This is a genomic window from Companilactobacillus miaonis (assembly GCF_036913615.1).
GTDB lineage: Bacteria > Bacillota > Bacilli > Lactobacillales > Lactobacillaceae > Companilactobacillus.
Genome location: NZ_JAYKTX010000008.1, coordinates 104,669 through 127,026 on the forward strand (window position 1 = coordinate 104,669; position 22,358 = coordinate 127,026).

A 22,358-nucleotide genomic window follows, 5' to 3' on the forward strand; every position below is an offset into this window, starting at 1 on the left:
GGGGAATTTGGATAACGTATACTTGGTAACCGGTCAAGAGCAAGTATTTATTGAAAATATTCAAAAATCCTTTAAAGAAATTATGACATCAGAAGAACGGGATATGAATTTTTCCAGTTTTGACTTGGAAGAGGTTTCGCTTGCAGATATGATCAATGAAGCCATTTCAGCACCTTTTTTTGGTGAAAGAAGATTAGTTTTCGCTCAAAATCCATATTTCTTGACCTCGGAAAAAGTTAAAAATGCAGTTGACCAAAATACTGACTTATTGTTGAAGTATATTCAAAATCCAACTCCATCGACTATTCTGGTTATTTTTGCAACTTATGAGAAATTGGATGCGCGAAAAAAATTGGTTAAACAATTAAAAAAATTAGCTATTCCAATTGATGCCGGACAAATGGAAGGTCCTCAATTGAATCGGGCTATCCAGCAGAGTTTGCAGAAGGATAATTACCAAATTGAGCCACAAGCATTAGATCTGTTAGTCAATAAAACTAAATCAAATTACTCATTAATTGTTAATCAGCTTGAGAAATTGAAGTTATACGCTTTGAAAACTAAAGTGATTGATCAAAAAGCTGTGTCGGAATTAGTGCCACAGTCACTGGAAGATAATGTGTTTGATTTGATGAATCAAATTTTACGAAAAAATATTTATCAGGCTGAAGAATTGTATCGTCAATTCTTACTACAAAAAATTGATCCCATTTTATTGATAGCCATTTTGACTTCACAAGTTCGGCTGTTGATTCAAGTCAAAGTTTTAACGGAGCGAGGATTGACTGAAGCAACTATTTCAAAAAACTTACGATTGCATCCATACCGAGTTAAACTGTCACACCGACAAGCGAGATCTTTAAAATTGCAACAATTGACGCAAATGTATCAAGATTTAGTGAATTTAGATTATCAAGTTAAATCAGGTCAAGGGGATAAAGAATTACTTTTTGACCTCTTTATTGCCAAATTTGCGTAAAAAAAAGGAGCCCAGTTAAACTGAGCTCCTTTTTAGCAAATAAAAAAGCAACCATAAGGTTACTTAAATTAGTTTAGTTTTGCAAGTCTTGACTTATCACGAGCAGCTTTGTTAGCTTTGATAAGACCTTTTGCTTTAGCCATATCAATTGCACGAACTGCTGTTCTGAACATATCGTCCTTGTTGTTAGCGTTGTTAGCTGCTGAAGTTTCAAAATTCTTGATAGCTGAACGCATTGCGCTCTTTTGTGAATTGTTGCGAAGAGTAGCTTTGTTAGCTGTCTTTACACGTTTCATAGCTGATTTAATTTGTGGCATCAATTTCACCTCCGATTACCTAGTAAGCTTAAAACTCAATACATAGAATTATACATAAATAGCATTATCAATGCAATAAATTGTCGTTTTTTTTTCAGTATTGCAAAAATGTCCAAAATGTAGTAAATTATTTAAATGTGTTAACCATGCTCTGTTTGACGAATCACCAACGCAGACATAGTTTGGCTAAATATATAAGGAAAAGGTGAATGAAATGGCTATTTCAAAAGAAAAGAAAAACGAAATTATCAAGCAATATGCTCGTAAAGATGGAGATACAGGTTCTCCAGAAGTACAAATTGCTGTATTAACATATGATATTAATTCTCTAAATGATCACTTGAAAGTTAACAAGAAGGACCACCACTCATATGTTGGTCTATTGAAGAAAATCGGTCACCGTCGTAATCTTTTGGCTTACTTACGTAACAAAGATGTTCAACGCTACCGTGAATTGATCAAGTCACTTGGTCTACGTCGTTAATATCGATTGAGGAAGTTTCCAGCAATGGAGCTTCTTTTTTTTTTTGGCTTAATTTTTAATAATCCGCTTTCGTATGGTAGAATAGCAAACAGGTATAGCTTAAATAGTCTTAAAAGACTTCAAAATCACAATAGAATATTATGATCTATGCTATTTTAATGAAATGAGAGATGAAAATGAGCAAAAAAATTAAAATAATTTTGTTAAGTGGCGTACGTGAAAATGGAAAGAATATGTACGCGGTAGAAGTAAACGATGAAATCTTTATTCTTGATATTGGGCTACAATATCCAGATAACGATTTATATGGAATCGACGTTGTGGTTCCAGACATGACTTATATTAAGAAAAATATCGACAAAGTTGTAGGTATTTTCTTATCTCATGGACATGCAGACGCAATTGGCGCTTTACCTTATTTGGTTAGTGACTATGATATTCCCGTCTTTGGTTCAGAGATGACAATTGAATTAGCTAAAATTGTTTGTTCGAATGATAATCGCAGTCGCAAGTTTAATGATTTTCATGTAATTGATGAAACGACGGCTATCGATTTTGAACAAGCTTCTGTTTCATTCTTTAAAACAACCCATTCGATTCCTGGTTCTTTAGGAATTGTTATTAAAACTGATGAAGGACAAATCGTTTATACTGGCGATTTCAAGTTTGATCAAGCTGCTGTTCCAGTTTATAAGACTGATTATGGTCGCATTGCTAAAATTGGTAGCGAAAAAGTTCTCGCTTTGTTGAGTGATTCGGCTAATGCAGAATCTCCTTACGAAAATTCTAGTGAGCGTGATATCTATGAATATATTTTAGATACTTTTAGTTATCACAATGGTCGTATCATTGTAGCTCAAGTTGCTTCAAATATTCAAAGAATGCAACAAGTTCTAGATGCTGCAGATAAGACAGGTCGCCACGTCTTTTTGTCCGGAACTGATGCTGAAAAAATTGTCAAAACGGCAATGAAATTAGGTTATTTGAAGATCAAAAATAAAGAATTACTCTTAAAGCCTAGAGATTTAAAGAGCTGTGACAAAAACAAGCTCGTTGTAGTTGAAACAGGTAAGATGGGTGAGCCAGTCAAAGTTTTACGTAAAATGGCTAATCCACCAGCTAAGACCAAGTTCCAAATTGAAGAAGGCGATTTAGTCTTTATTGCAACTACGCCATCACACGCTATGGATACGACAGTAGCTAAAGCTCGTGATGCAATTTATCGCACTGGAGCAGAAGTCAAGGCTCTTAGTGATGATAAGCATTCTTCAGGTCACGCTAATAAATCTGATTTACAATTGATGATCAATCTTTTGAATCCTGAAAATGTTATTCCGATTCAAGGGGAATATCGTCTTTTGGACGCACATGCTAGAATTGCCCATGAAACTGGCATACCATATCAAAATATTTTCCTAACTAAAAAGGGTGACGTCCTTAATTATGAAAATGGTCAATTTTATTTAGCTAAGGGTGTTGATGCTGGCGATACTATGATTGACGGTAAAGGTATCGGTGATATCGGTAGTATTGTTTTACGTGACCGTGAATTACTGGCTGAGGACGGCGTTTTCATTGCGGTAGCTACAATTGACCGTAAAAAGAAAAAAGTCGTTGCTAAACCAAAAATAACGGCTCGTGGCTTTGTTTACATGCGTGCCAGTCGAGACTTATTGAGTGAGAGCTCTGATATTATTGTCAAAACAATTGTTGACTACATGCAAAATAGCAAAGATTTTGATTGGTCTGATTTGAAACAAAGTGTTCGTGATAAGTTGAATCATTTCTTGTATGAACAAACAAATCGTCACCCTGTTATTCTTCCTGTCATTATGGAAGTTAATCAAAACAGACACCGTAAGGCTAAAAAATAATTAACTAGTACGAATATTGTTGAGGTATTGTATGAACGATTCAGATAATCTAAAAAGAATTATTGATCAAGCGGATGAGGCCTTTGAACAAGGAAGTTGGTCTGATGCGGTAGATTTATATACTCAAGCGTATGCAATGCAGCAGTCATTCTCAATTAATAAGGGGTTGGCTGCTTCTTTGTTGAACCAACAAAGACCAGGAGATGCTGAGGCAGTAATTTTAGATTATTTTAATTATTACCTCAGTGAAGTCGAAACGGCTAAATTAGCTGTAGATATTATTTTAGAAAATAATGACTTTTTATTGGCTAATCAGATGCTCAATTTTTATCAAATTGAGGATTTGCCTCACATTAAGCCTGAATTTATTGGTGAAGTAACTAAGCGAATTGAAGTTGCTCAGGATCGACATGAACGATCTTTTAAACCTGAAAAAGAAAAATTAGAAAAACAGGTCTATTCGATTGTAACTGATGCGACACCAAATCAAATTCAACTGTTACGTAGTTTGCGTCAGTTCACAAGGAACGACTACGTGAAAATTGCTAAAGTTTTATTGGTCAATCCCTTGCTACATCCGCTTTTGAAGAGTGAAGTTTTGGAAAATTTATTGAAGCTTGGACTTGATGAAGAGTTGGATATAAACTTTTATGGCAAAAATAAAACTTGCAATCCAAGTAAGTTAATGCCTATTATGACAACTGATGTCTATTTGAAAATGTGCGACGAATTAGAAAAATTGCTATCGGATACTGATGAAGTACAGCTAGATAATTTTAAGGGAGAACTTTCTCTCTATGCGGCTTTTGTCTATCCGTTTGGTCATGAAATAATAAAAGAGCCGAGACTCTGGACAAATGCCATGCTTTTACGGTATGGTTTAGTGGATGAATCACAGATAAGTGATAATCAGGGGTTAGAAGACGTAAAAAAATGGCTAAAAAGGTTCGATAAATTAATAAACGCCTTTCAGGAGTGAATTATTTGAACTTTTTTCGGTTTGAGTATTTACAATTTCGTTTACTCCCCGTATAATCCAAAGAGTATATTTTTAGTCGGTGATTTGCGTTGAATTGATTTGCTTTCACCTCTGAAAGTAGTATAATTTTTCAGTAAAGAGTCGTCTAAAGAACATTTTCTTTGGATCAATCTTATGAAATGAAATTTTAGGAGGATTCTTTGTAATGGCAGAAAAAGAACATTATGAGAGAACAAAGCCCCATGTAAATATTGGGACAATTGGTCACGTTGACCACGGTAAGACTACTTTAACAGCAGCAATCACAAAGATCTTGGCTGACAAAGGTTTAGCTAAGGCTGAAGATTACGCTGATATCGATAAGGCCCCAGAAGAAAAGGAACGTGGGATTACTATCAACACAGCTCACGTTGAATACGAAACTGAAAAGCGTCACTATGCACATATCGATGCTCCAGGACACGCTGATTACGTTAAGAATATGATCACTGGTGCTGCACAAATGGATGGTGCTATCCTTGTTGTTGCTGCTACTGATGGTCCTATGCCACAAACTCGTGAACACATCTTGCTTGCTCGCCAAGTTGGTGTTGAATACATCGTTGTCTTCTTGAACAAGACTGACCTTGTTGATGACCCAGAACTAGTTGACCTAGTTGAGATGGAAGTTCGTGAACTTCTATCAGAATACGATTTCCCAGGGGATGACATTCCTGTAGTACGTGGTTCAGCTTTGAAGGCTCTTGAAGGAGACCCTGAAGAAGTTAAACACGTTGAAGAACTTCTTGATGTTGTTGATGAATACATCCCAACACCAGAACGTGATAATACAAAGCCATTCATGATGCCTGTTGAAGATGTCTTCACTATCACTGGTCGTGGTACTGTTGCATCTGGTCGTATCGATCGTGGTGAAGTTAAGATCGGTGACGAAGTTGAAATTGTTGGTTTGAAGCCAGAAGTTGAAAAGTCAACTGTTACAGGTCTAGAAATGTTCCGTAAGACATTGGATCTTGGTGAAGCCGGAGATAACGTTGGTATCTTACTACGTGGTATTAACCGTGACCAAGTTGAACGTGGACAAGTTCTTGCTAAGCCAGGTTCAATCCAAACTCACAACAAGTTCAAGGGTGAAGTTTATATCATGAGTAAAGAAGAAGGTGGACGTCATACTCCATTCTTCTCAAACTACCGTCCACAATTCTACTTCCATACAACTGATGTTACTGGTGTTATTGAACTACCAGATGGTGTAGAAATGGTTATGCCTGGTGACCAAGTTACTTTCGAAGTTGACTTGATTGCTCCAGTTGCTATTGAAAATGGTACAAGATTTACTGTTCGTGAAGGTGGCCGTACTGTTGGTGCCGGAGTTGTTACAGAAATCTTAGACTAATTTCTAAGTGGTAATGATTAATAAAAAGAGTTGGTTAATCCAGCTCTTTTTTTTATGGCTGAAATGTTTAAAAATGCCGTAAAGTGTCATATAATATACAAATGATGTCTAAAAACAGCTATTAATCACGTCGAATGTTTACAATATCACCATTTTAAGGTAATATTACAAAGTATGAGATTGTTGAAATACCGGAGGGATAATATAAATGTCTGCTAAGGCTAAATTTACAAAAAAAGAAAATAATACTGGTGAATTAAAATTTGAAATTGACCAAGATACAATTAAAAAAGGTTTAGATACTGCTTTTAATCGTGTTAAAAAGAGTTTGAACGTTCCTGGATTCAGAAAAGGAAGAGTTCCTCGTCAAATCTTCAACCGTATGTATGGTGAAGAAGCATTGTACGAAGATGCATTGAATGCTGTATTACCAAATGCATATCAAAATGCTGTTGACGAAACAAAAGTAGAACCTGTTGATCAACCACAAATTAGTGTTGAATCAATGGAAAAGGATAAACCTTGGGCAATCACAGCTACAATTACTGTTAAACCAGATGTAGAACTTGGTGATTACAAGGGTATCGAAGTTAAGAAACAAAAGCGTAATGTTATGAAGGCTGACGTTGAAGAACGTCTAGAAAACCTACGTAAACAACAAGCTGAATTGGTTCTTAAAGATGGTAAAGCTGAAAACGGTGATACGGTTATTATCGACTATGTTGGTTCAGTTGATGGTAAAGAATTTGACGGTGGCAGTGCTCAAAACTACTCACTAGAACTTGGTTCAGGTTCATTCATCCCTGGCTTCGAAGATGAATTAGTTGGCCATGCTGCTGGTGAAGATGTTGACGTTAACGTTACATTCCCAGAAGATTACCAAGCAAAAGAATTAGCCGGAAAGAAAGCTATTTTCAAGACAAAGATCCACGAAGTTAAGTCAAAGGAACTTCCAGAATTAGATGATGATTTTGCTAAGGATGTTGACGAAAACGTTGATACTCTTGAAGAATTGAAGACAAAGCTTCATGACGAAATCAAGGAACAAAAGAAGGAAACTGCTGAAGAAAACATTCAAGAAGAAGCAATTTCTGGTGCAGTTAAGAATGCTAAGATCGATTCAATTCCACAAGCAATGATCGACACAGAAGTTGATAATCAATTGAACCAATACTTAGCAAACTTACGTCGTCAAGGAATCGATCCTAAGTTGTACTATCAAATGACAGGTACAGACGAAGCTAGTTTGAGAAAGCAATTTGCTAAGGATGCTGAAGAACGTGTTAAGACTGATTTAGTTATCGAAGCAATTGTTGCTAAGGAAAACATCAAACCAACTGAAGACGAAATCAAAGAAGAAGTTAAGTCACTTGCTGACGAATACAAGATGGAAGAATCAGCCGTAAGAAATGCACTTAGCGATGACATGTTAGCTCATGATATCGGCGCTAAGAAAGCAATCGAATTGATCGTTGATTCAGCTGTTGAAAAGTAGTAATTATTTGAATTAGAATATAGGAAGCCGTGGGGCTTCCTTTTTTTTTAAAAAGGTAGCTTCAAACTAATTACTTTACTAGTGTGTATTACAATGCTAGACTTTCAAAGTAATTGGAACTATTGAAGGAGAATAACTATGTTTGATAGTACAGAAAATACTGGCACGATTAGCTGTTCGTTCTGTGGTAAAACACAAGATCAAGTAAAGAAAATTGTCGCTGGACCAGGTGTGTATATTTGTAATGAATGTATTGACTTATGTAAAGAGATCATTGATGAAGAATTGAGTGATTCAACACCAATGGATCTAGATAACATTCCTACACCTGTAGAAATTAAAAATATTCTTGATGAATACGTGATTGGTCAAACTGACGCGAAGAGGGCGTTGTCAGTCGCTGTTTATAATCACTATAAGAGAATTAACAAGATGGAACATCTTAAAGATGGTGAAACAGAATTACAAAAGAGTAATATTGCCTTGATTGGACCTACTGGTTCAGGTAAGACTTTCTTGGCTCAAACTTTAGCTCGTATTTTGAAAGTACCATTTGCTATTGCTGATGCTACAACTTTGACTGAAGCAGGTTACGTTGGTGAAGATGTAGAAAACATTCTTTTGAAACTTTTGCAAAATGCTGATTTCGATGTCGACAAGGCTGAACATGGTATTGTCTATATTGATGAAATTGATAAGATTGCTAAAAAGAGTGAAAATGTTTCTATTACTCGTGATGTTTCGGGTGAAGGTGTTCAACAAGCTCTATTGAAGATTCTTGAAGGAACGATTGCTAGTGTGCCACCACAAGGTGGAAGAAAGCATCCTCAACAAGAATTGATTCAAATCGACACAACTAATATCCTCTTTATTGTTGGTGGTGCCTTTGATGGAATCGAAACAATTGTTAAAAATCGCTTAGGTGATAAGACAATTGGTTTTGGTGCTGAACAAAAGGCTAATGTGGCTGAAGAAAAGAGTTTGATGCAACAAATTATCCCTGAAGACTTGATGAAGTTTGGAATCATTCCTGAATTCATTGGTCGTATTCCAATCGTTACAGCCCTTGAAAAGCTTACAGAGAGTGATTTGGTTGAGATTCTAACAAAACCAAAGAACGCTTTGATCAAGCAATATAAGGAATTAATGAGTCTTGATGGTGTTAACTTGATCTTTACCGATGGTGCTCTAAAAGAGATTGCCAAGATGTCAATTGAAAGAAACACAGGAGCTCGTGGTTTGAGATCAATCGTTGAAGAGACGATGCTTGATACAATGTTTGAAGTCCCGGGACGTGATGACGTTGAAAGTGTTAAAGTAACCAAAGATGCAGTTAGAAAAATTAAAGAACCAGAATTGATTCTTAAAAACGGAGAAGTTGCCTAGTGGGCAGCTTTTTTTGTTTATGGTAAAATTAAATTATTATATTGAGGTGAATTATGCAGGTAAATAATGTATCGATGAATTTGAGTGCCGTAAGCTCAAAACAGTATCCAGATGAAGGATATCCCGAGATTGCCCTTTTGGGCCGTTCTAACGTCGGAAAGTCATCTTTGATAAATACTCTTATTAATCGTAAAAAATTTGCGAGAACGTCCAGTACACCGGGTAAAACTCAAACATTGAACTTTTACAATATCGAAGATCAATTATATTTAGTTGACGTTCCCGGTTATGGCTTTGCTAAAGTTTCTAAGAAACAACGTGAAGAATTCGGCGTAATGATCGAAGAGTATTTGACAACTCGCCAAGTTTTAAAAGGGGTAGTGATCTTGGTCGATGGCCGTCACAAACCAAGCGACGATGATATCTCGATGTATCAATTCGTTAGCTATTACCATATCCCAACATTGATAGTCGCAACAAAGATGGATAAAATTAAAGGTAATCAGTGGAATAAAACCATCAGTCAAGTTAAAAAGACGATGGAATTAAATCAAACTGATGATTTACAATTGTTCAGTTCTGAAACTAAGTATGGCAAAGATCAAGTTTGGGATTGGATCGAAAACCATATGAACTAATAATTTAAAGTTTTATTCTTTAATTAATGATGAAGAAAAAAGAAGCCGTACTAATGAATGACATTTCACTAGTATGGTTTCTTTTTTGAATTAATAAGGAAAAATAATAAAATTCTCTATTTAGATTGTTCTGAAAGATGGCAATTTACAACATTTAGTCTTTAAAGTTCACAATATCTTGAAAATGGAACTGATCATCATCGTAAGTAAATTTCAAAATACTGCAATTGCCAAAGCCAGAATCTTTAATTTTTTCAATATCGGTAAACTGGCCGGTGAAATTCATGATGGAACCAGCGTGACTAACAATTAAAACTGTTTGATTGTCTTGATTCATGATGTCGGTAATGGTTTTTCTGACCCGATCTTTATTTTGTTGGGCACTTTCACCGCCGTATTGAACGAAGAAATCACCATATTGCTTATTAAAATCAGTAATCTTGGGATTGAGATATTCATGTTCACCCTCAAATTTACCAAAAGACATCTCACGTAATCCCTTTAGTCTGGTATAAGGCATGTCAGTAACGAGTTCTAAAGTATCGCTGGATCTTTCGGCAGTTGAGCAAAAGGCAGCATCGAAATGGATTTGATTTTTTTTAAAATATTCTCCTGCACGTTTAGCTTGTTCGATACCTTTTGGGGTTAAAGGTGAGTCACACCAGCCTTGAATCTTTTCTAAAACGTTAAAAAGTGTCTGACCGTGACGCATCAGATATAAAGTTTTTTGCATATTATTCCCTCCATAAAAGCACTTACATTATACAATACGACTCGGATATTAAAAAATACTTGAAAAAGAATAGGTGTCTGTGTATCATCATATTTATAAATAGTTTTAAATAAGTAGTAATTTACTTCAGTGTTCAGAGAATTGACGGTTGGTGTGAGTCAAGCAGGGTAAATTATCAAATACGAAACTATCAATCGCAATCCTGTTTATAGGAATAAAGAGAGCAAGTACTTAGTACTTGAATTTGGGTGGTACCGCGCGTAAGCGTCCCTGCATATATTTGCAGGGACGCTTTTTTTATAGACAGGATCTCTAGGAGGAATAATTATGAATATAATTGACGAACTATCATGGCGTGGATTAATCAATCAGCAATCAGATGAAGAGGGCCTTCGTAAATTAGTTGATGAAAAGGCAATTTCTTTATACTGTGGAATGGATCCAACTGGGGATTCAATGCACATCGGACACTTGTTGCCATTCATGACTTTGGAAAGATTCGCTAAAGCAGGACATCATCCTTACATCGTTATCGGTGGAGCAACTGGTTCAATCGGTGATCCAAGTGGTAAAAAAGCTGAACGTCCGATGCAAACGATGGAGCAAGTTGATCACAATGTGGAAGCTTTGAGCAATCAAGCTAAGAGAATTTTTAGTAATTTCACGATGGTTAATAATTACGATTGGACTCATCAAATCGGTATTCTTGATTTCTTGCGTGATTACGGTAAATTATTCAACGTCAATACAATGTTGAACAAAGAGATCATTGCTAGTCGACTCGAAGTCGGAATTTCCTTTACTGAATTCACATACCAAATCTTGCAATCACTTGATTTTCTAACACTATATCGCAAACACAACGTGCAATTACAAGTCGGTGGTGGTGATCAATGGGGTAATTTGACTGCTGGACTTGACTTGATTCACAAGGCTGAAGGACAAGATGCCAAAGTTTATGCCTTGACAATTCCATTGTTATTGAAAGCTGATGGAACTAAATTTGGTAAGACAGCTGGTGGTGCTGTTTGGCTCGATGCTAAGAAGACTTCACCATATGAATTTTACCAATTCTGGTTCAACCAAGATGATAAGGATGTAATCAATTTATTGAAGAAATTTACATTCCTATCACGCGACGAAATAGAAAAGCTAGCTGAATCGGTTAAGAAAGAACCTGAAAAACGTCTCGCTCAAAAGACTTTAGCTGAAGAAGTAACTAAGTTTGTTCACGGAGAAGCTGCTTTAAAGACTGCTGAAAAAATTACTGACGTTCTTTTCTCTGGCGAAATTGGAGAATTGACAACTGCAGAAGTTGCTGAAGCTTTCCACGGTGTTCCTAGTGAAGAAATCGCTAATGAACCAATTAATTTGGTTGATTTATTGATTGCTGTAAACGTTGATAAATCAAAACGTCAAGCTCGTGAAGATATTCAAAATGGTGCCATCAGAATCAATGGTGAACGCTTGACAGATACAACGACAGAAATTGATCCTAAGGATTCATTTGATGGCAAGTACATCGTTATTCGTCGTGGTAAGAAGAAGTACTTCTTAGCTAAAATTAAATAAAACCATTGACTGAATGGGTAAAATCGTTTATATTATTTGCAACGAAAACTTTTAATCGGGTCCTGTGAGGCTTGGAAGGTTAAACACATTTATAGCCAAAGTGTAAACTTCCTTTCCTTGTGGGATAGGGAGTTTTTTGTTTACTTAAAAAAACTAGGGAACTTTTAAACAGATCCAGTGAGGTCTAAAAGGTTTATGGAATAAGTCTAAACTTTTTAGGGTAGCTGGAGAAGCTACCCTTTTTAATTTGGAGAAAACAATGAAAAATATACTTTCTATGTCACAATTATCGAATCAAGATGTTCAAGAATTTATTAACTCAGCTTTAGAGTTCAAAAATGGTCGAACTTCAGATATTGGGAAAAATAAATTTGCTGTTAACATGTTTTTTGAAAACAGTACACGAACAAAATCAAGTTTCCAAGTAGCTGAAATGAAACTGGGAATGCAACAAATCGTTTTTGATGCTGGAAAATCTTCAACTCAAAAAGGTGAAAGTTTATACGATACTTGTCGGACTTTGGAAAGTGTAGGAGCAAACTTAGCGGTGATTCGCCACAGTCAAGATGAATATTATCAAGAATTATTGAATAAAAACTTTAATATTCCTTTAATCAATGCTGGAGATGGAGCGGGTCAACATCCCTCACAGTCATTACTAGATTTGATGACGATTCAAGAACACTTTCAGCGCTTGGACGGTTTGAAAGTAGCAATTATCGGTGATTTGAGCCATTCAAGAGTCGCTCATTCCGATGCAGAGATTTTGACACAATTAGGTTCACAGGTTTACTTTGGCGGCTTGCCAGCTTGGTATACTTCAGAATTTCAAGCAATTGGACCACATAAGACAGTCGATGAGCTTTGTAAAGAAATGGATGTTGTAATGTTACTAAGAGTTCAACACGAAAGATTGTCACAAGAAGAAAATGCTGAATTTTCTAAAGAGAAATATTTTGAACAATATGGACTAGATATGCGTCGAGTTAATTTGATGAAAGAAAATGCTATGATCATGCATCCCGCACCAGTTAATCGCGGAGCTGAAATTGCAGACGAAGTTGTTGAATGTGATAAATCATATATTTTCAAACAGATGGTCAATGGAACTTTTATCAGAATGGCAATGATTGAAGCAGTTTTGAAGGGAGAATAAATTATGAAAACATTAATTAAAAATGGTCAAATTTTTTATCAAGGTTCACTTCAAAAAACTAATTTATTGATCGAGGATGGCAAAGTAAAAGCCATCGGCTATACCGGTCCTGTGGATAAAGAAATCGATGCTCAAAATGAATTGGTGACACCAGGATTAGTTGATATTCATGTTCATTTTCGCGAACCAGGTCAAGTTCATAAAGAGACTATTGCCACTGGTACGAAAGCTTCAGCACACGGCGGTTTTACGACCGTTGGAGCAATGCCCAATGTAACTCCCGTACCCGATGATTTAGAAAAATTTGCAAAACAAGTCGAATTAAATCAAAAGAATTCCATAATTAAGACTTATCAATATGCTCCCGTAACTAAAGACGAAACTAGTGATCAAGTTGTTGATATCGAAGGAATGCAAAAAGCTGGTGCTTTTGCTTTTTCAAACGATGGGCACGGAATTATGAACGCTCAGTCGATGTATTCAGCTATGGAAAGAATTGCTAATGTTAAGAGTCATTTGGCAGCGCATGTTGAAGATAAAAATCTTTTTAACAAAGGGGTCATCAATTTTGGCTCAGCTTCACAAAGGCTAGGATTACCAGGCATCAAACAAGTGGCTGAAACTTCTCAATTAGCCAGAGATTTAGTTTTAGCCAAGGAAACCGGCGTTCACTATCACGTCTGTCACATTTCAACTAAAGATAGCGTTGAATTAGTGCGTATGGCCAAAGATGCTGGGATCAACGTTACTTGTGAAGCGTCACCCCACCATTTGTTACTGAGTGATGCCGATATCAAAAAAGATGACGCTAATTTCAAAATGAATCCTCCTTTACGAACACCAGAGGATCGACAAGCGCTTCTAGCAGGGATTGCCGACGGAACGATTGATATGATTGCTACCGACCATGCCCCACATGCTGAGAGTGAAAAAAATCAAGGTTTTGAAAAAAGTGCTTTTGGAATAACCGGAATTGAAACTTCATTTCCACTGATGTACACCCACTTAGTCAAAACGGGTTTAATCAGTTTAGAAAAATTGCTGGCCTTGATGGCAACTGATCCGGCTAGAATTTTTGGCTTAAATCAAGCCGGTAAGATTGAAATTGGTCAGGCCGCCGATTTAACTATGATTGATTTGAATCGCGAATATACGATTGAAAAAGCTGATTTTCTGTCAAAAGGAACTAACAGTCCTTTTATTGGTCAAAAAGTTTTCGGCCAAGTTGAACAGACGTTAGTAAACGGACAAACTGTCTACGAACACAAATAATGGGGGATAAAAATGGATAAACCAGTTATAGTAGCACTAGATTATGCCGATGATTTTGAATGTATAAATTTTTTGAACCAGTTTCCTAAAAATCAGAAATTGTTTTTAAAAATTGGTCTGGAAATGTTTTGCCAATTCGGCTACCCGTTCGTAAAAAGTTTGCGTGAACGTGGTTATAATATTTTCTTGGATCTAAAGTTGCACGATATTCCTAATACTGTCAAACGGACTTGTCAGATGATTGCCAAGTGGGATGTGCAGTTGTTAACGATTCATGCAAGTGGTGGAGCAGAGATGATCAAGGCCGCCAAAGCTGGCTTAGCTGGTTCGAATACGAAACTGTTGGCAGTGACTCAACTGACTTCTCTAGGCCAGACCGAGTTAGTCAATGAATTGAAAGTTCCATTAAAATCACAAGATTATGTAACTCATCTGGCAAAATTAGCCTTTGACAATGGAGCAGACGGGGTGATCTCTTCAGCTTTGGAAGTACCAATGATCAAAGAAGCAACTAGTCAAGACTTTTTATGTATAACGCCAGGAATCAGACCTAAATCGGCTCAAGTCGGGGATCAAAAACGAGTGGCGACTCCGTCTCAAGCTAGAAGTTTAGGCAGTGATGGAATTGTTGTCGGCCGTCCCATCACGCAAGCAAAAAATAGTTTGAATGCTTATATGAATATTGATAAGGAGTGGAATAAATAATGGATAAAGAAATTGCCAGAGATATTGCAAGTCAGTTATTAAAAATTAAAGCGGTGACTTTAAGTCCCAAAGAACCCTTTACTTGGGCCAGTGGAATCAAGTCTCCAATTTATACCGATAATCGTTTGACGATTGCCTATCCAAAATTCCGCCAAACTATTGCGAACGATTTAGCAGCTTTGATCAAGGAAAAGTATCCCGATGTTGAAGTAATCGGTGGTGTTGCTACAGCAGGAATTCCTCACGCTACAGGAGTTGCAAATACCTTAGAATTACCATTAAATTACGTTCGTCCAAAGAAGAAAGACCATGGTAAAAAAGGTCAAATTGAAGGTCGTTGTCAAGCAGGTGACAAGGTCGTTTTGATCGATGATTTGATTTCAACCGGTGGCAGCATTTTAAAAGCTGTCGATGCAGTTAGAGAAACTGGAGCCAAGGTAATTGGTACAGTCGCAATTTTTTCATATGATTTACCAGAAAGTAAAACCAATTTTACCCAAAAAGATATGCAATTATTCACGCTAACTGATTTTCCAACTTTGATTGAGGTCGCTCAAGAACTCGATTATGTTGAAAAAGATGATACTCAGTTACTTCATGAATGGTACAAAAATCCCGAAGGTTGGTGCAAATAATGGATTTATATAAAGCAGTTCGTCCTCTAATTTTTAAAGTTGACCCAGAAGTTGATCATCATCTAGTAGCTAACGGATTAAAGATGTTTAATCGCACACCCCAAGTTTTAAAGACGATGTTTCAAACTAAGAAGCGTGCTGATTTAAAAGTGACTGTCAAAGGAGTAACTTTTGACTCACCAATCGGTATCGCAGCTGGTTTTGACAAAAAAGCTGAATTCTACAATAGTTTGGGTGCTTTAGGTGCTGGTTTTGTAGAAATTGGTAGTGTCACAAAGCACAATCAACCGGGGAACAAAAAGAAACGAATTTTTCGTTTGCCAGAAGATAAAGCGATTATCAACCGCATGGGCTTGAATAACTTAGGTGTTGAAGAAACTATCAAACATTTAGCTAATACTCCCAAACACACGACAATCGGTATCAGTGTTGCTCCAGGGCACGGTTTAACCAGTGAAGAAATGATTAATGAAATGGTTGAAGATATTCAAGAAATTCATTCTTTTGCAGACTATATTGCCTTGAATCAAAGTTGTCCTAATCAAAAAGGCGTTACAACTTTACAAGAGATTCCGGTTGCAAAAAAATTGCTTCAAAAGATTCACAACTTACACATTAAAGAACCAATCTTTTGTAAATTTGGTAATGATATTTCAGCTGAAGAACTAATTGAATTGATCAAAGAAACTGATGGTTTGATGGATGGCGTGATTTTGACTAACACAGCTTCTAATCCAAGTTCTATTCATGATCGACTTCAATCAAGTCATCGAAATGAAGGTGGCGGGTTGAGTGGTAAGCCAATTTTCTTGAAGTCACTTAGCTTAACTAAAGCTATTCATCAAGCATATCCAAACTTACCAATTATGTTCTCTGGTGGTATTTTTACGCCTGAAGATGCAACTGCAGCTTTACAAGCTGGAGCTAGTTTGGTGCAAGTTTATACTGGATTTATTTACAATGGACCATTGTTATTAGAAAAAATTAATCAGTCTTTGTCAAAAAATCAGGTTCTTGAAAAACTTGATTATTCGAATGTTTCAAAAGCACCTGTCAGAGATGATCAAAATATTGAAGTTACCGATATTGCCGACAGTGAAAAGGTCGAATTAGATGCCAATTCAGGTGCTTCATTTCATGAGGAATAACTAAAAAAAAGAGCGGGACAGGACATGGTCAACTCTCGAGCATTAAGGCAAATGGACCAAGGTAATTGTACTTCGATTACCTTGGTCCATTTGTTTTAAGCGGAAAGAGTTATGTCCTGTTCCGCGTTTATGCTGCAAGTTTAGGAGTGTAGTTATGTCCCAAACTCATTTTTTTAGTTTTGATGTAAAAATTCCCCGAAAGATGTATCTTTAATTTTCAGAAAATATTACAATTAGTTTTATTTGAGGAGGAAACAAATGAGTTACAAATTAATTACCACAGATATGGATGATACGCTGCTTACTACCGCTAAGGAGATATCAGAAAAGAATCAACTGATGATCAAACAAGCTATGGAAAATGGGGTTAAAGTAGTACTTTGTTCCGGCCGTCCCCATGCTGCCATGTATGACTATGCGAAGTCCTTAGGAATCACTGGTAAAGATAATTATATGATTACCAACGGTGGTGCCATTATTGAAAATATGGAAGGCGAGATCCTTTACGAGAAAACACTCGACAATGACTTCTACCACGAATTTGTCGCCTACGCTCGTGAACAAATGCTGCCATATTGTGTTTTAGATATTCAAGGTAACACTTATACAAGCAATTTTGACTTTATCGATGAATATACGATTGCCATGGCTTTTGAAAACAACCGTGGTTTATACATCAAGGAACCGGAATCACTACCACGCAATTTTCGAATCACCAAGGCAGTCGTTAACGGAAATGAAAACTACTTGGATGAAATGACTGAAATTATTGAACGCCGTTTTCCAGATAAATTTGTTGTTCGTACCGGAGTTGGCTATCTAGAAATCTTTCCCCAAAACGTCAATAAAGGTGAAGCCATTAAAGTATTAGCCAATAAACTTCAGATTGATTTACAAGATGTTTTGGCAGTTGGAGATCGTGACAATGATATTTCCATGTTAAAAGTTGCGGGAAAGGCAGTTGCGATGGGAAATGCTCAAAGTGGTGTTAAAGCAGTCAGTGACTTTGTAACTACCGATAATAATCATGACGGAGTTGGCTGTGCGATTGAAAAGTTTGTCATCGGTGATTTAGCTATTGAATCACTTTGATTTAAATAAATAGTGTAAAGGCAAACCCAACGATTCCGACGAGCAAACTGTAAAGTAAAGCCGGTAAGACGGTTTTTCGTAAGATATTACCTTCTTGACCACTCAAGCCAACGACTGAACTAACTGAGACGATATTGTGAACACATATCATATTACCAGCGGCAGCTCCAATTAATTGGGCCGCTAAAACTAGTTCCTTTGAAACATTGGCATTAACGGCAATGTCAGCTTGAATCTGTCCGAAGGTCAAAGTTGAAACGGTCGTACTTCCGGTAACAAAAGAACCTAATTGACCTAAGAATGGTGCGATAATGATCCAAATTGAAGATAAGTATTTAGAGATGATTTCCGCAATGTACATCGGCATGCTGGGCAGTTTTGCTAAATTGATCTCTGAGTTAGTAAAAATTTGTACCATAATCAGAGTTACGATTAAAGCCAGCGCTGTTGATTTCATTGAAAGAACTACTTTTTTAGCAGTCGGTAAGAAACTTTTTAATGATTTGACTTGAATCAAGAGACCGATAATTACGGAGATTGTCAGCAATGTTCCCGGTGAATAGAGGAACTCCCAGTCGGAATTGATTTGTGAATAACCTAGGATATTCTGCCAAGATAAGTTAACATTTTTTACGAGAAATTCTTTTAATGGTTGAATGGTTCTAGTTGCCAATAACATTAAAATAACCACGATGTAAGGTGACCAAGCAGTCAAAAGTGACATTGAGGATTTTTCTTCAGTAACAACTTTTTTGGAAGTTGACCAAGGATTTGTGAAAACTGTTTTAGGAAGAAGAATCTTAAATTTAATCGTGATAATTGCCAAAATAATGGCACCAAAGGGAGCCAGAATGGAGACAAATTCATAGCTGACCACAAAAGAGATCAATAAAGCTAAAAGGCTATAGGCTAAACCGATGAGGATAGTCCAAGGAATTAAGCTGAAAAAATCTTTTTGTTTGTGATCGTTATTTTTTCCGAAAACGAACACTAACATGAAAACGAGAATCAAGGGCATAAAAGTTCCAGCCAGTAAATCCAATTGCGTGATGCGTTGACCAATGGCGTTAAGAAAATCAGCTTTTTCACTGACATTACTTAAACCAACTGTCAAAGGCGTACCAACGGCTCCAAAAGAAGCTGGGGTTGAATCAGCTACAAGAGCTAATGTGACTGCGGCCATTGGAGAAAATCCTAAAGCAATCATCAAAGGTGCTGTGACCATTGCAGGTGTCCCGAAACCAGAGACCCCTTCAATCAAACCTCCGAAAAGAAATGCAACTAAAATTAACTGGATTCGCATATCGGCGGACAAAGTGTGGAAGCCTGAATTAATTCGATCAATCGCTCCAGTGTGCTGTAATATGTTGAGCATCATCAAGGCTCCAAATAAAATCCAAAGGATCGGCAAAGCTTTGTGAATGGATTGAAAAATGGAGGCGAGTAAAACCTTAGCTGGCATTTTCCAAAATAAAAATCCCTCAATCAGCACAATCAAAGCACTAATCGACATCCCCTTTGTCGCTGGCATGTTGACTACCCCTAAAAGAATTAAAGGGAGAATCACCGCTGAGAGTGCAACAATAATCATAAGAAACTCCTTTCAAAAACATACTTTAATTATTATATAATTTTTTCCTAATGAAAATGAACAGAAAATATAAAAATATTTTATCTTTACTGAAAATAACAGTGAAATTTGATTTTCTGATTCGAGTATACGCACTGGCTAGCTAAAAAAACAAGGCAGTGATGTAAGGCTGTACTTTACGTTATATATTTTGATATAGAGAATAATAAAGAATCTTGCTAAGGATGTAGTAAAATACTGCAACTTAATAAGATTCTTTTTCTTTTGGAAAATAGGACACAGTAACTCACCAAAATACTAAATGACAAACCATTCTAAAATACTATTTTAAATAAATTACTTTGACACACATAGTAATTGGTGATACATTATGGTCATAGAAAAAAGGTGGGGTAACGAAATGAAACCGATGATTTCTAAGGATATTATTCGTGGCCATACAACAACGATCGTGTTAAATATTTTGAGTCAGACTGACAGCTATGGTTATGAAATTGCCAAACTAGTTAAAGAATTGAGTGAAGGGAAATATGAATTGAATGAAGCAACCCTTTATACAGTTTTTAGACGACTAGAAAAGAATGGTGATATAAAAAGCTATTGGGGTGATGAAACTCAAGGTGGACGTCGCAAGTATTACCAAATAACGTCTCAAGGTAAACAAACTCTAGCTGATAATATTAAAGCTTGGAATTTTGCTAAAAAAGTAATTGATAATTTGATTTTAGGAAGGATAACTGATTATGAGTGAAAAATTAAGTTCATTAGTAGATACTAAATTAGATAAAATTTTTGTAGATTACCCGGCAACAAAGGATTTAACGGAATTAAGAGAAGAATTAGCTTCAGATTTGATTGCGTCAGCTCAAGATAAATTAAAAGATGGCAAGAGTGAAGAGGATGCTGTGGAACAGGCTTTTGCGGATTTTGGTGATATCGAGGAATTGATTAATTCGGTTCTCAACGAGAAAGATGATGATCAAAAAGAATATCACAGACATTTTCACTCACATAATTTAGATGTCGGCGAAGACGGTATCAAAATTGATAATGGTAAGATTTTGAATATTGATGATGACGGGATTTCCATCAATGGTGGCAAAACGATTCAAATCAATGATGATGGTATCAAATTAGGAAATATGGTTATCAATGATGATGGCATCAGTTTTGGTAAGCATCACAAAAAATCTTTTGATAATTTTGAAGCACATTTTGATAACACTAATTTCAATACTGAGGTCCATGTTGAATCATTACCCTTGGTCGATGAACATGAATTTGATCTTAATGATTTAAAAAAGGTTGCGATTTCTTATGCCAATGCTAGTTTAAAAGTTGAAGCAAGTGATGGGGAAAAAATCAAGGTTCGCGAATACATGTCACGTAATAATCCTGATTATCAAGTCAGAACTGAATTAAGTGCTGATACCTTAAAAATCATTCAAGGAAATGTACCTCATTTCTTACCACTAAAAATCAAAGTCCAAATTTTGATTCCAAAGCAGTTTGCTGGCGACCTACAAATCTTGAATCGAAGTGGCAATTTGCAAATTCAGGGATTGACTAATTTAAATCAAATTAATGGAGATGTCCGTAGTGGCTTGATTTATTTAAACAATGTTAAGAATAATCAGTTAAATATCAATGCTAATTCAGGGAAAGTTACTCTCGATAATGTTTATGTTAACGGTCTAATGACAATTGATTCTCGCAGTGGAGTAACTGAATTAAGTTCAGTATATAGTCCTGATTTCAATATTGAGGCACGTAGTGGTTCAATCAAAGGGGTCGATGTTTCAGGAGCTGGTAAAGTTTTAGCAAAATCAGGTACCGTTAAACTGATTTTTAAAGAAATCACGGGAGATATATCCGTTGATAACAGTAGTGGCACGATTAAATTATTGATGCCAGAAAATGATTCTTATACTTTTGATTTAGAAGCAAAAAGTGGCAGTGTTAAAATGAAACACCAAGCTGACTTTAAACACGATATTTCAAATCTCAAAGAAGGTACTGTCGGAAGTGATCCACAATATACTTTGACAGCACGTGCTAAGTCAGGAACAATCAAAGTTGAATAAGCAATCAGAGCAGGACATAAGGGTCATTCGAGCATTAAGTTAGTAATCGTGCTTGGGCTCTTTATCAAGTTTGGTTGTAAAATTAAAAGAAGCTGAATTAATGCATGTAGCACTAATTCAGCTTCTTTATTTAGTTTTAGAATTAGGAAGACGGCATCTTTACTAACCAAATTTAAGAAAAAACCGTTCTTTGATTACCCAAGGATATTGTTTTAAGAAATTGTTATGTTATGCACCAAACTCTTTAGTTTATCTTTGAGTCAATGATTTTTAGAACATTACTTAAACGATAAAGTGTATTTGGATCACTTCTTTGACTGGAAGATAAGTCTAAATTAATCGTTCCGTTTTTGATTTCTAGTTCTAAAAAGAAAGCCTTTCTTTTCCAAGGCAGTAAAGATTGTTTTGCTGGATTGATGGTTAAAATATCGGCTGAAGTATATTGGTGATTGCCTTCAACAACATGATATTTGTGAACTTGAGAAAAACTAATGAACTGAAAGTCAGTTTTATCAGGCAAGAGGACCATTTTTAAACGGTCACGATAAGAATGCATTTTATAATACGAGATTCCATGTTTTTCAACTTGCCAATGACCAAACAACGTTTTCAAATTAGCTGGGTAATACCATAGGAGCATCAGACCCAGGATTACAAAAAATACTGCCAGGGCTAATTTAAAGTTGATGATTCCAAAAAAGCTACCGACGATCAAACTAAGGAAAAAACTAACTATCAAAGGACGACGGTTAATTCTATTACCAAATTCAATTGAATCAGTCATTTTGCGTTATCCTTTCTTTAAATCTATCAATATTGTAG

21 protein-coding genes are annotated in these 22,358 nt (G+C 36.1%); 17 read left to right on the forward strand and 4 right to left on the reverse strand.

All coding sequences use genetic code 11. From position 1 onward, the window contains the following. Nucleotides 1–7 precede the first annotated feature (7 nt). Nucleotides 8–979, forward strand: coding sequence for a DNA polymerase III subunit delta (gene holA / locus U8521_RS08440; RefSeq protein WP_334352409.1), 972 nt, complete (start codon nt 8–10; stop codon nt 977–979). 68 nt (nt 980–1,047) lie between these two features. Here the strand turns inward: holA and rpsT are convergent, their stop codons facing one another. Continuing rightward, entirely contained in the window at nt 1,048–1,296 is a 249-nt protein-coding gene (rpsT, locus tag U8521_RS08445; RefSeq protein ID WP_334352410.1) for a 30S ribosomal protein S20, read from the reverse strand. 214 nt (nt 1,297–1,510) lie between these two features. On the opposite strand from rpsT, the gene rpsO reads away from it, so the two are divergent. The 7 genes from rpsO to yihA all read left to right on the forward strand — a co-directional run bounded on the left by rpsO (nt 1,511) and on the right by yihA (nt 9,548). Next, nucleotides 1,511–1,780: a 30S ribosomal protein S15 gene (rpsO, locus tag U8521_RS08450; protein WP_135370970.1), complete on the forward strand. Its 270-nt coding sequence runs from the start codon at nt 1,511–1,513 to the stop codon at nt 1,778–1,780. A 176-nt stretch (nt 1,781–1,956) separates the two neighbouring features. Next, the gene (locus U8521_RS08455) at nt 1,957–3,654 is read left to right on the forward strand and encodes a ribonuclease J (RefSeq protein ID WP_334352411.1); all 1,698 of its coding nucleotides are present in this window, start codon (nt 1,957–1,959) and stop codon (nt 3,652–3,654) included. 31 nt (nt 3,655–3,685) lie between these two features. Continuing rightward, on the forward strand, nt 3,686–4,633 hold the full coding sequence (locus U8521_RS08460) for a tetratricopeptide repeat protein (protein ID WP_334352412.1): 948 nt from the start codon (nt 3,686–3,688) through the stop codon (nt 4,631–4,633). A 205-nt stretch (nt 4,634–4,838) separates the two neighbouring features. Further along, nucleotides 4,839–6,029, forward strand: a complete 1,191-nt coding sequence (tuf, locus tag U8521_RS08465; protein WP_135370973.1) for an elongation factor Tu — start codon at nt 4,839–4,841, stop codon at nt 6,027–6,029. A 208-nt stretch (nt 6,030–6,237) separates the two neighbouring features. Next, nucleotides 6,238–7,524, forward strand: a complete 1,287-nt coding sequence (gene tig, locus U8521_RS08470; protein ID WP_334332625.1) for a trigger factor — start codon at nt 6,238–6,240, stop codon at nt 7,522–7,524. Nucleotides 7,525–7,662: 138 nt separating this feature from the next. Further along, the gene (gene clpX / locus U8521_RS08475) at nt 7,663–8,910 is read left to right on the forward strand and encodes an ATP-dependent Clp protease ATP-binding subunit ClpX (RefSeq protein ID WP_135370975.1); all 1,248 of its coding nucleotides are present in this window, start codon (nt 7,663–7,665) and stop codon (nt 8,908–8,910) included. A gap of 53 nt (nt 8,911–8,963) precedes the next feature. After that, nucleotides 8,964–9,548, forward strand: coding sequence for a ribosome biogenesis GTP-binding protein YihA/YsxC (yihA, locus tag U8521_RS08480; RefSeq protein WP_334332624.1), 585 nt, complete (start codon nt 8,964–8,966; stop codon nt 9,546–9,548). A 154-nt stretch (nt 9,549–9,702) separates the two neighbouring features. Here the strand turns inward: yihA and U8521_RS08485 are convergent, their stop codons facing one another. Further along, nucleotides 9,703–10,281 carry a histidine phosphatase family protein gene (locus U8521_RS08485; RefSeq protein WP_334352413.1) on the reverse strand — a complete coding sequence of 193 codons (579 nt, stop codon included), beginning with the start codon at nt 10,279–10,281 and terminating at the stop codon, nt 9,703–9,705. A 327-nt stretch (nt 10,282–10,608) separates the two neighbouring features. On the opposite strand from U8521_RS08485, the gene tyrS reads away from it, so the two are divergent. From tyrS to U8521_RS08520, 7 genes are all read left to right on the forward strand, one after another. Next, the gene (tyrS, locus tag U8521_RS08490) at nt 10,609–11,853 is read left to right on the forward strand and encodes a tyrosine--tRNA ligase (protein WP_334352414.1); all 1,245 of its coding nucleotides are present in this window, start codon (nt 10,609–10,611) and stop codon (nt 11,851–11,853) included. Nucleotides 11,854–12,112: 259 nt separating this feature from the next. Then, entirely contained in the window at nt 12,113–13,009 is an 897-nt protein-coding gene (locus tag U8521_RS08495; protein WP_334352415.1) for an aspartate carbamoyltransferase catalytic subunit, read from the forward strand. A 3-nt stretch (nt 13,010–13,012) separates the two neighbouring features. Further along, nucleotides 13,013–14,281 carry a dihydroorotase gene (gene pyrC, locus U8521_RS08500; RefSeq protein WP_334352416.1) on the forward strand — a complete coding sequence of 423 codons (1,269 nt, stop codon included), beginning with the start codon at nt 13,013–13,015 and terminating at the stop codon, nt 14,279–14,281. A gap of 12 nt (nt 14,282–14,293) precedes the next feature. Beyond that, nucleotides 14,294–14,986: an orotidine-5'-phosphate decarboxylase gene (gene pyrF, locus U8521_RS08505; protein ID WP_334352417.1), complete on the forward strand. Its 693-nt coding sequence runs from the start codon at nt 14,294–14,296 to the stop codon at nt 14,984–14,986. Then, nucleotides 14,986–15,621 carry an orotate phosphoribosyltransferase gene (gene pyrE, locus U8521_RS08510; RefSeq protein WP_334352418.1) on the forward strand — a complete coding sequence of 212 codons (636 nt, stop codon included), beginning with the start codon at nt 14,986–14,988 and terminating at the stop codon, nt 15,619–15,621. The genes pyrF and pyrE overlap by 1 nt, the downstream gene beginning before the upstream one ends. After that, a complete protein-coding gene (locus U8521_RS08515; RefSeq protein ID WP_334352419.1) occupies nt 15,621–16,769 on the forward strand; it encodes a quinone-dependent dihydroorotate dehydrogenase in 1,149 nt (382 codons plus the stop codon). The genes pyrE and U8521_RS08515 overlap by 1 nt, the downstream gene beginning before the upstream one ends. Nucleotides 16,770–17,027: 258 nt before the next feature. Continuing rightward, on the forward strand, nt 17,028–17,861 hold the full coding sequence (locus U8521_RS08520) for a Cof-type HAD-IIB family hydrolase (RefSeq protein ID WP_334352420.1): 834 nt from the start codon (nt 17,028–17,030) through the stop codon (nt 17,859–17,861). A gap of 1 nt (nt 17,862) precedes the next feature. On the opposite strand, the gene U8521_RS08525 is transcribed toward U8521_RS08520, so the two are convergent. Beyond that, the gene (locus tag U8521_RS08525) at nt 17,863–19,452 is read right to left on the reverse strand and encodes an L-lactate permease (RefSeq protein WP_334352421.1); all 1,590 of its coding nucleotides are present in this window, start codon (nt 19,450–19,452) and stop codon (nt 17,863–17,865) included. A 400-nt stretch (nt 19,453–19,852) separates the two neighbouring features. Between U8521_RS08525 and U8521_RS08530 the strand changes: the two genes are divergently transcribed. Both U8521_RS08530 and U8521_RS08535 read left to right on the forward strand, forming a co-directional pair. Then, nucleotides 19,853–20,203 (forward strand): PadR family transcriptional regulator, encoded by a 351-nt coding sequence (locus U8521_RS08530; RefSeq protein ID WP_334352422.1) that lies wholly within the window; start codon nt 19,853–19,855, stop codon nt 20,201–20,203. Further along, on the forward strand, nt 20,196–21,536 hold the full coding sequence (locus U8521_RS08535; RefSeq protein ID WP_334352423.1) for a DUF4097 family beta strand repeat-containing protein: 1,341 nt from the start codon (nt 20,196–20,198) through the stop codon (nt 21,534–21,536). The genes U8521_RS08530 and U8521_RS08535 overlap by 8 nt, the downstream gene beginning before the upstream one ends. 244 nt (nt 21,537–21,780) lie before the next feature. Here the strand turns inward: U8521_RS08535 and U8521_RS08540 are convergent, their stop codons facing one another. Continuing rightward, nucleotides 21,781–22,320: a hypothetical protein gene (locus tag U8521_RS08540; RefSeq protein ID WP_334352424.1), complete on the reverse strand. Its 540-nt coding sequence runs from the start codon at nt 22,318–22,320 to the stop codon at nt 21,781–21,783. Between the last annotated feature and the right edge of the window lie 38 nt (nt 22,321–22,358).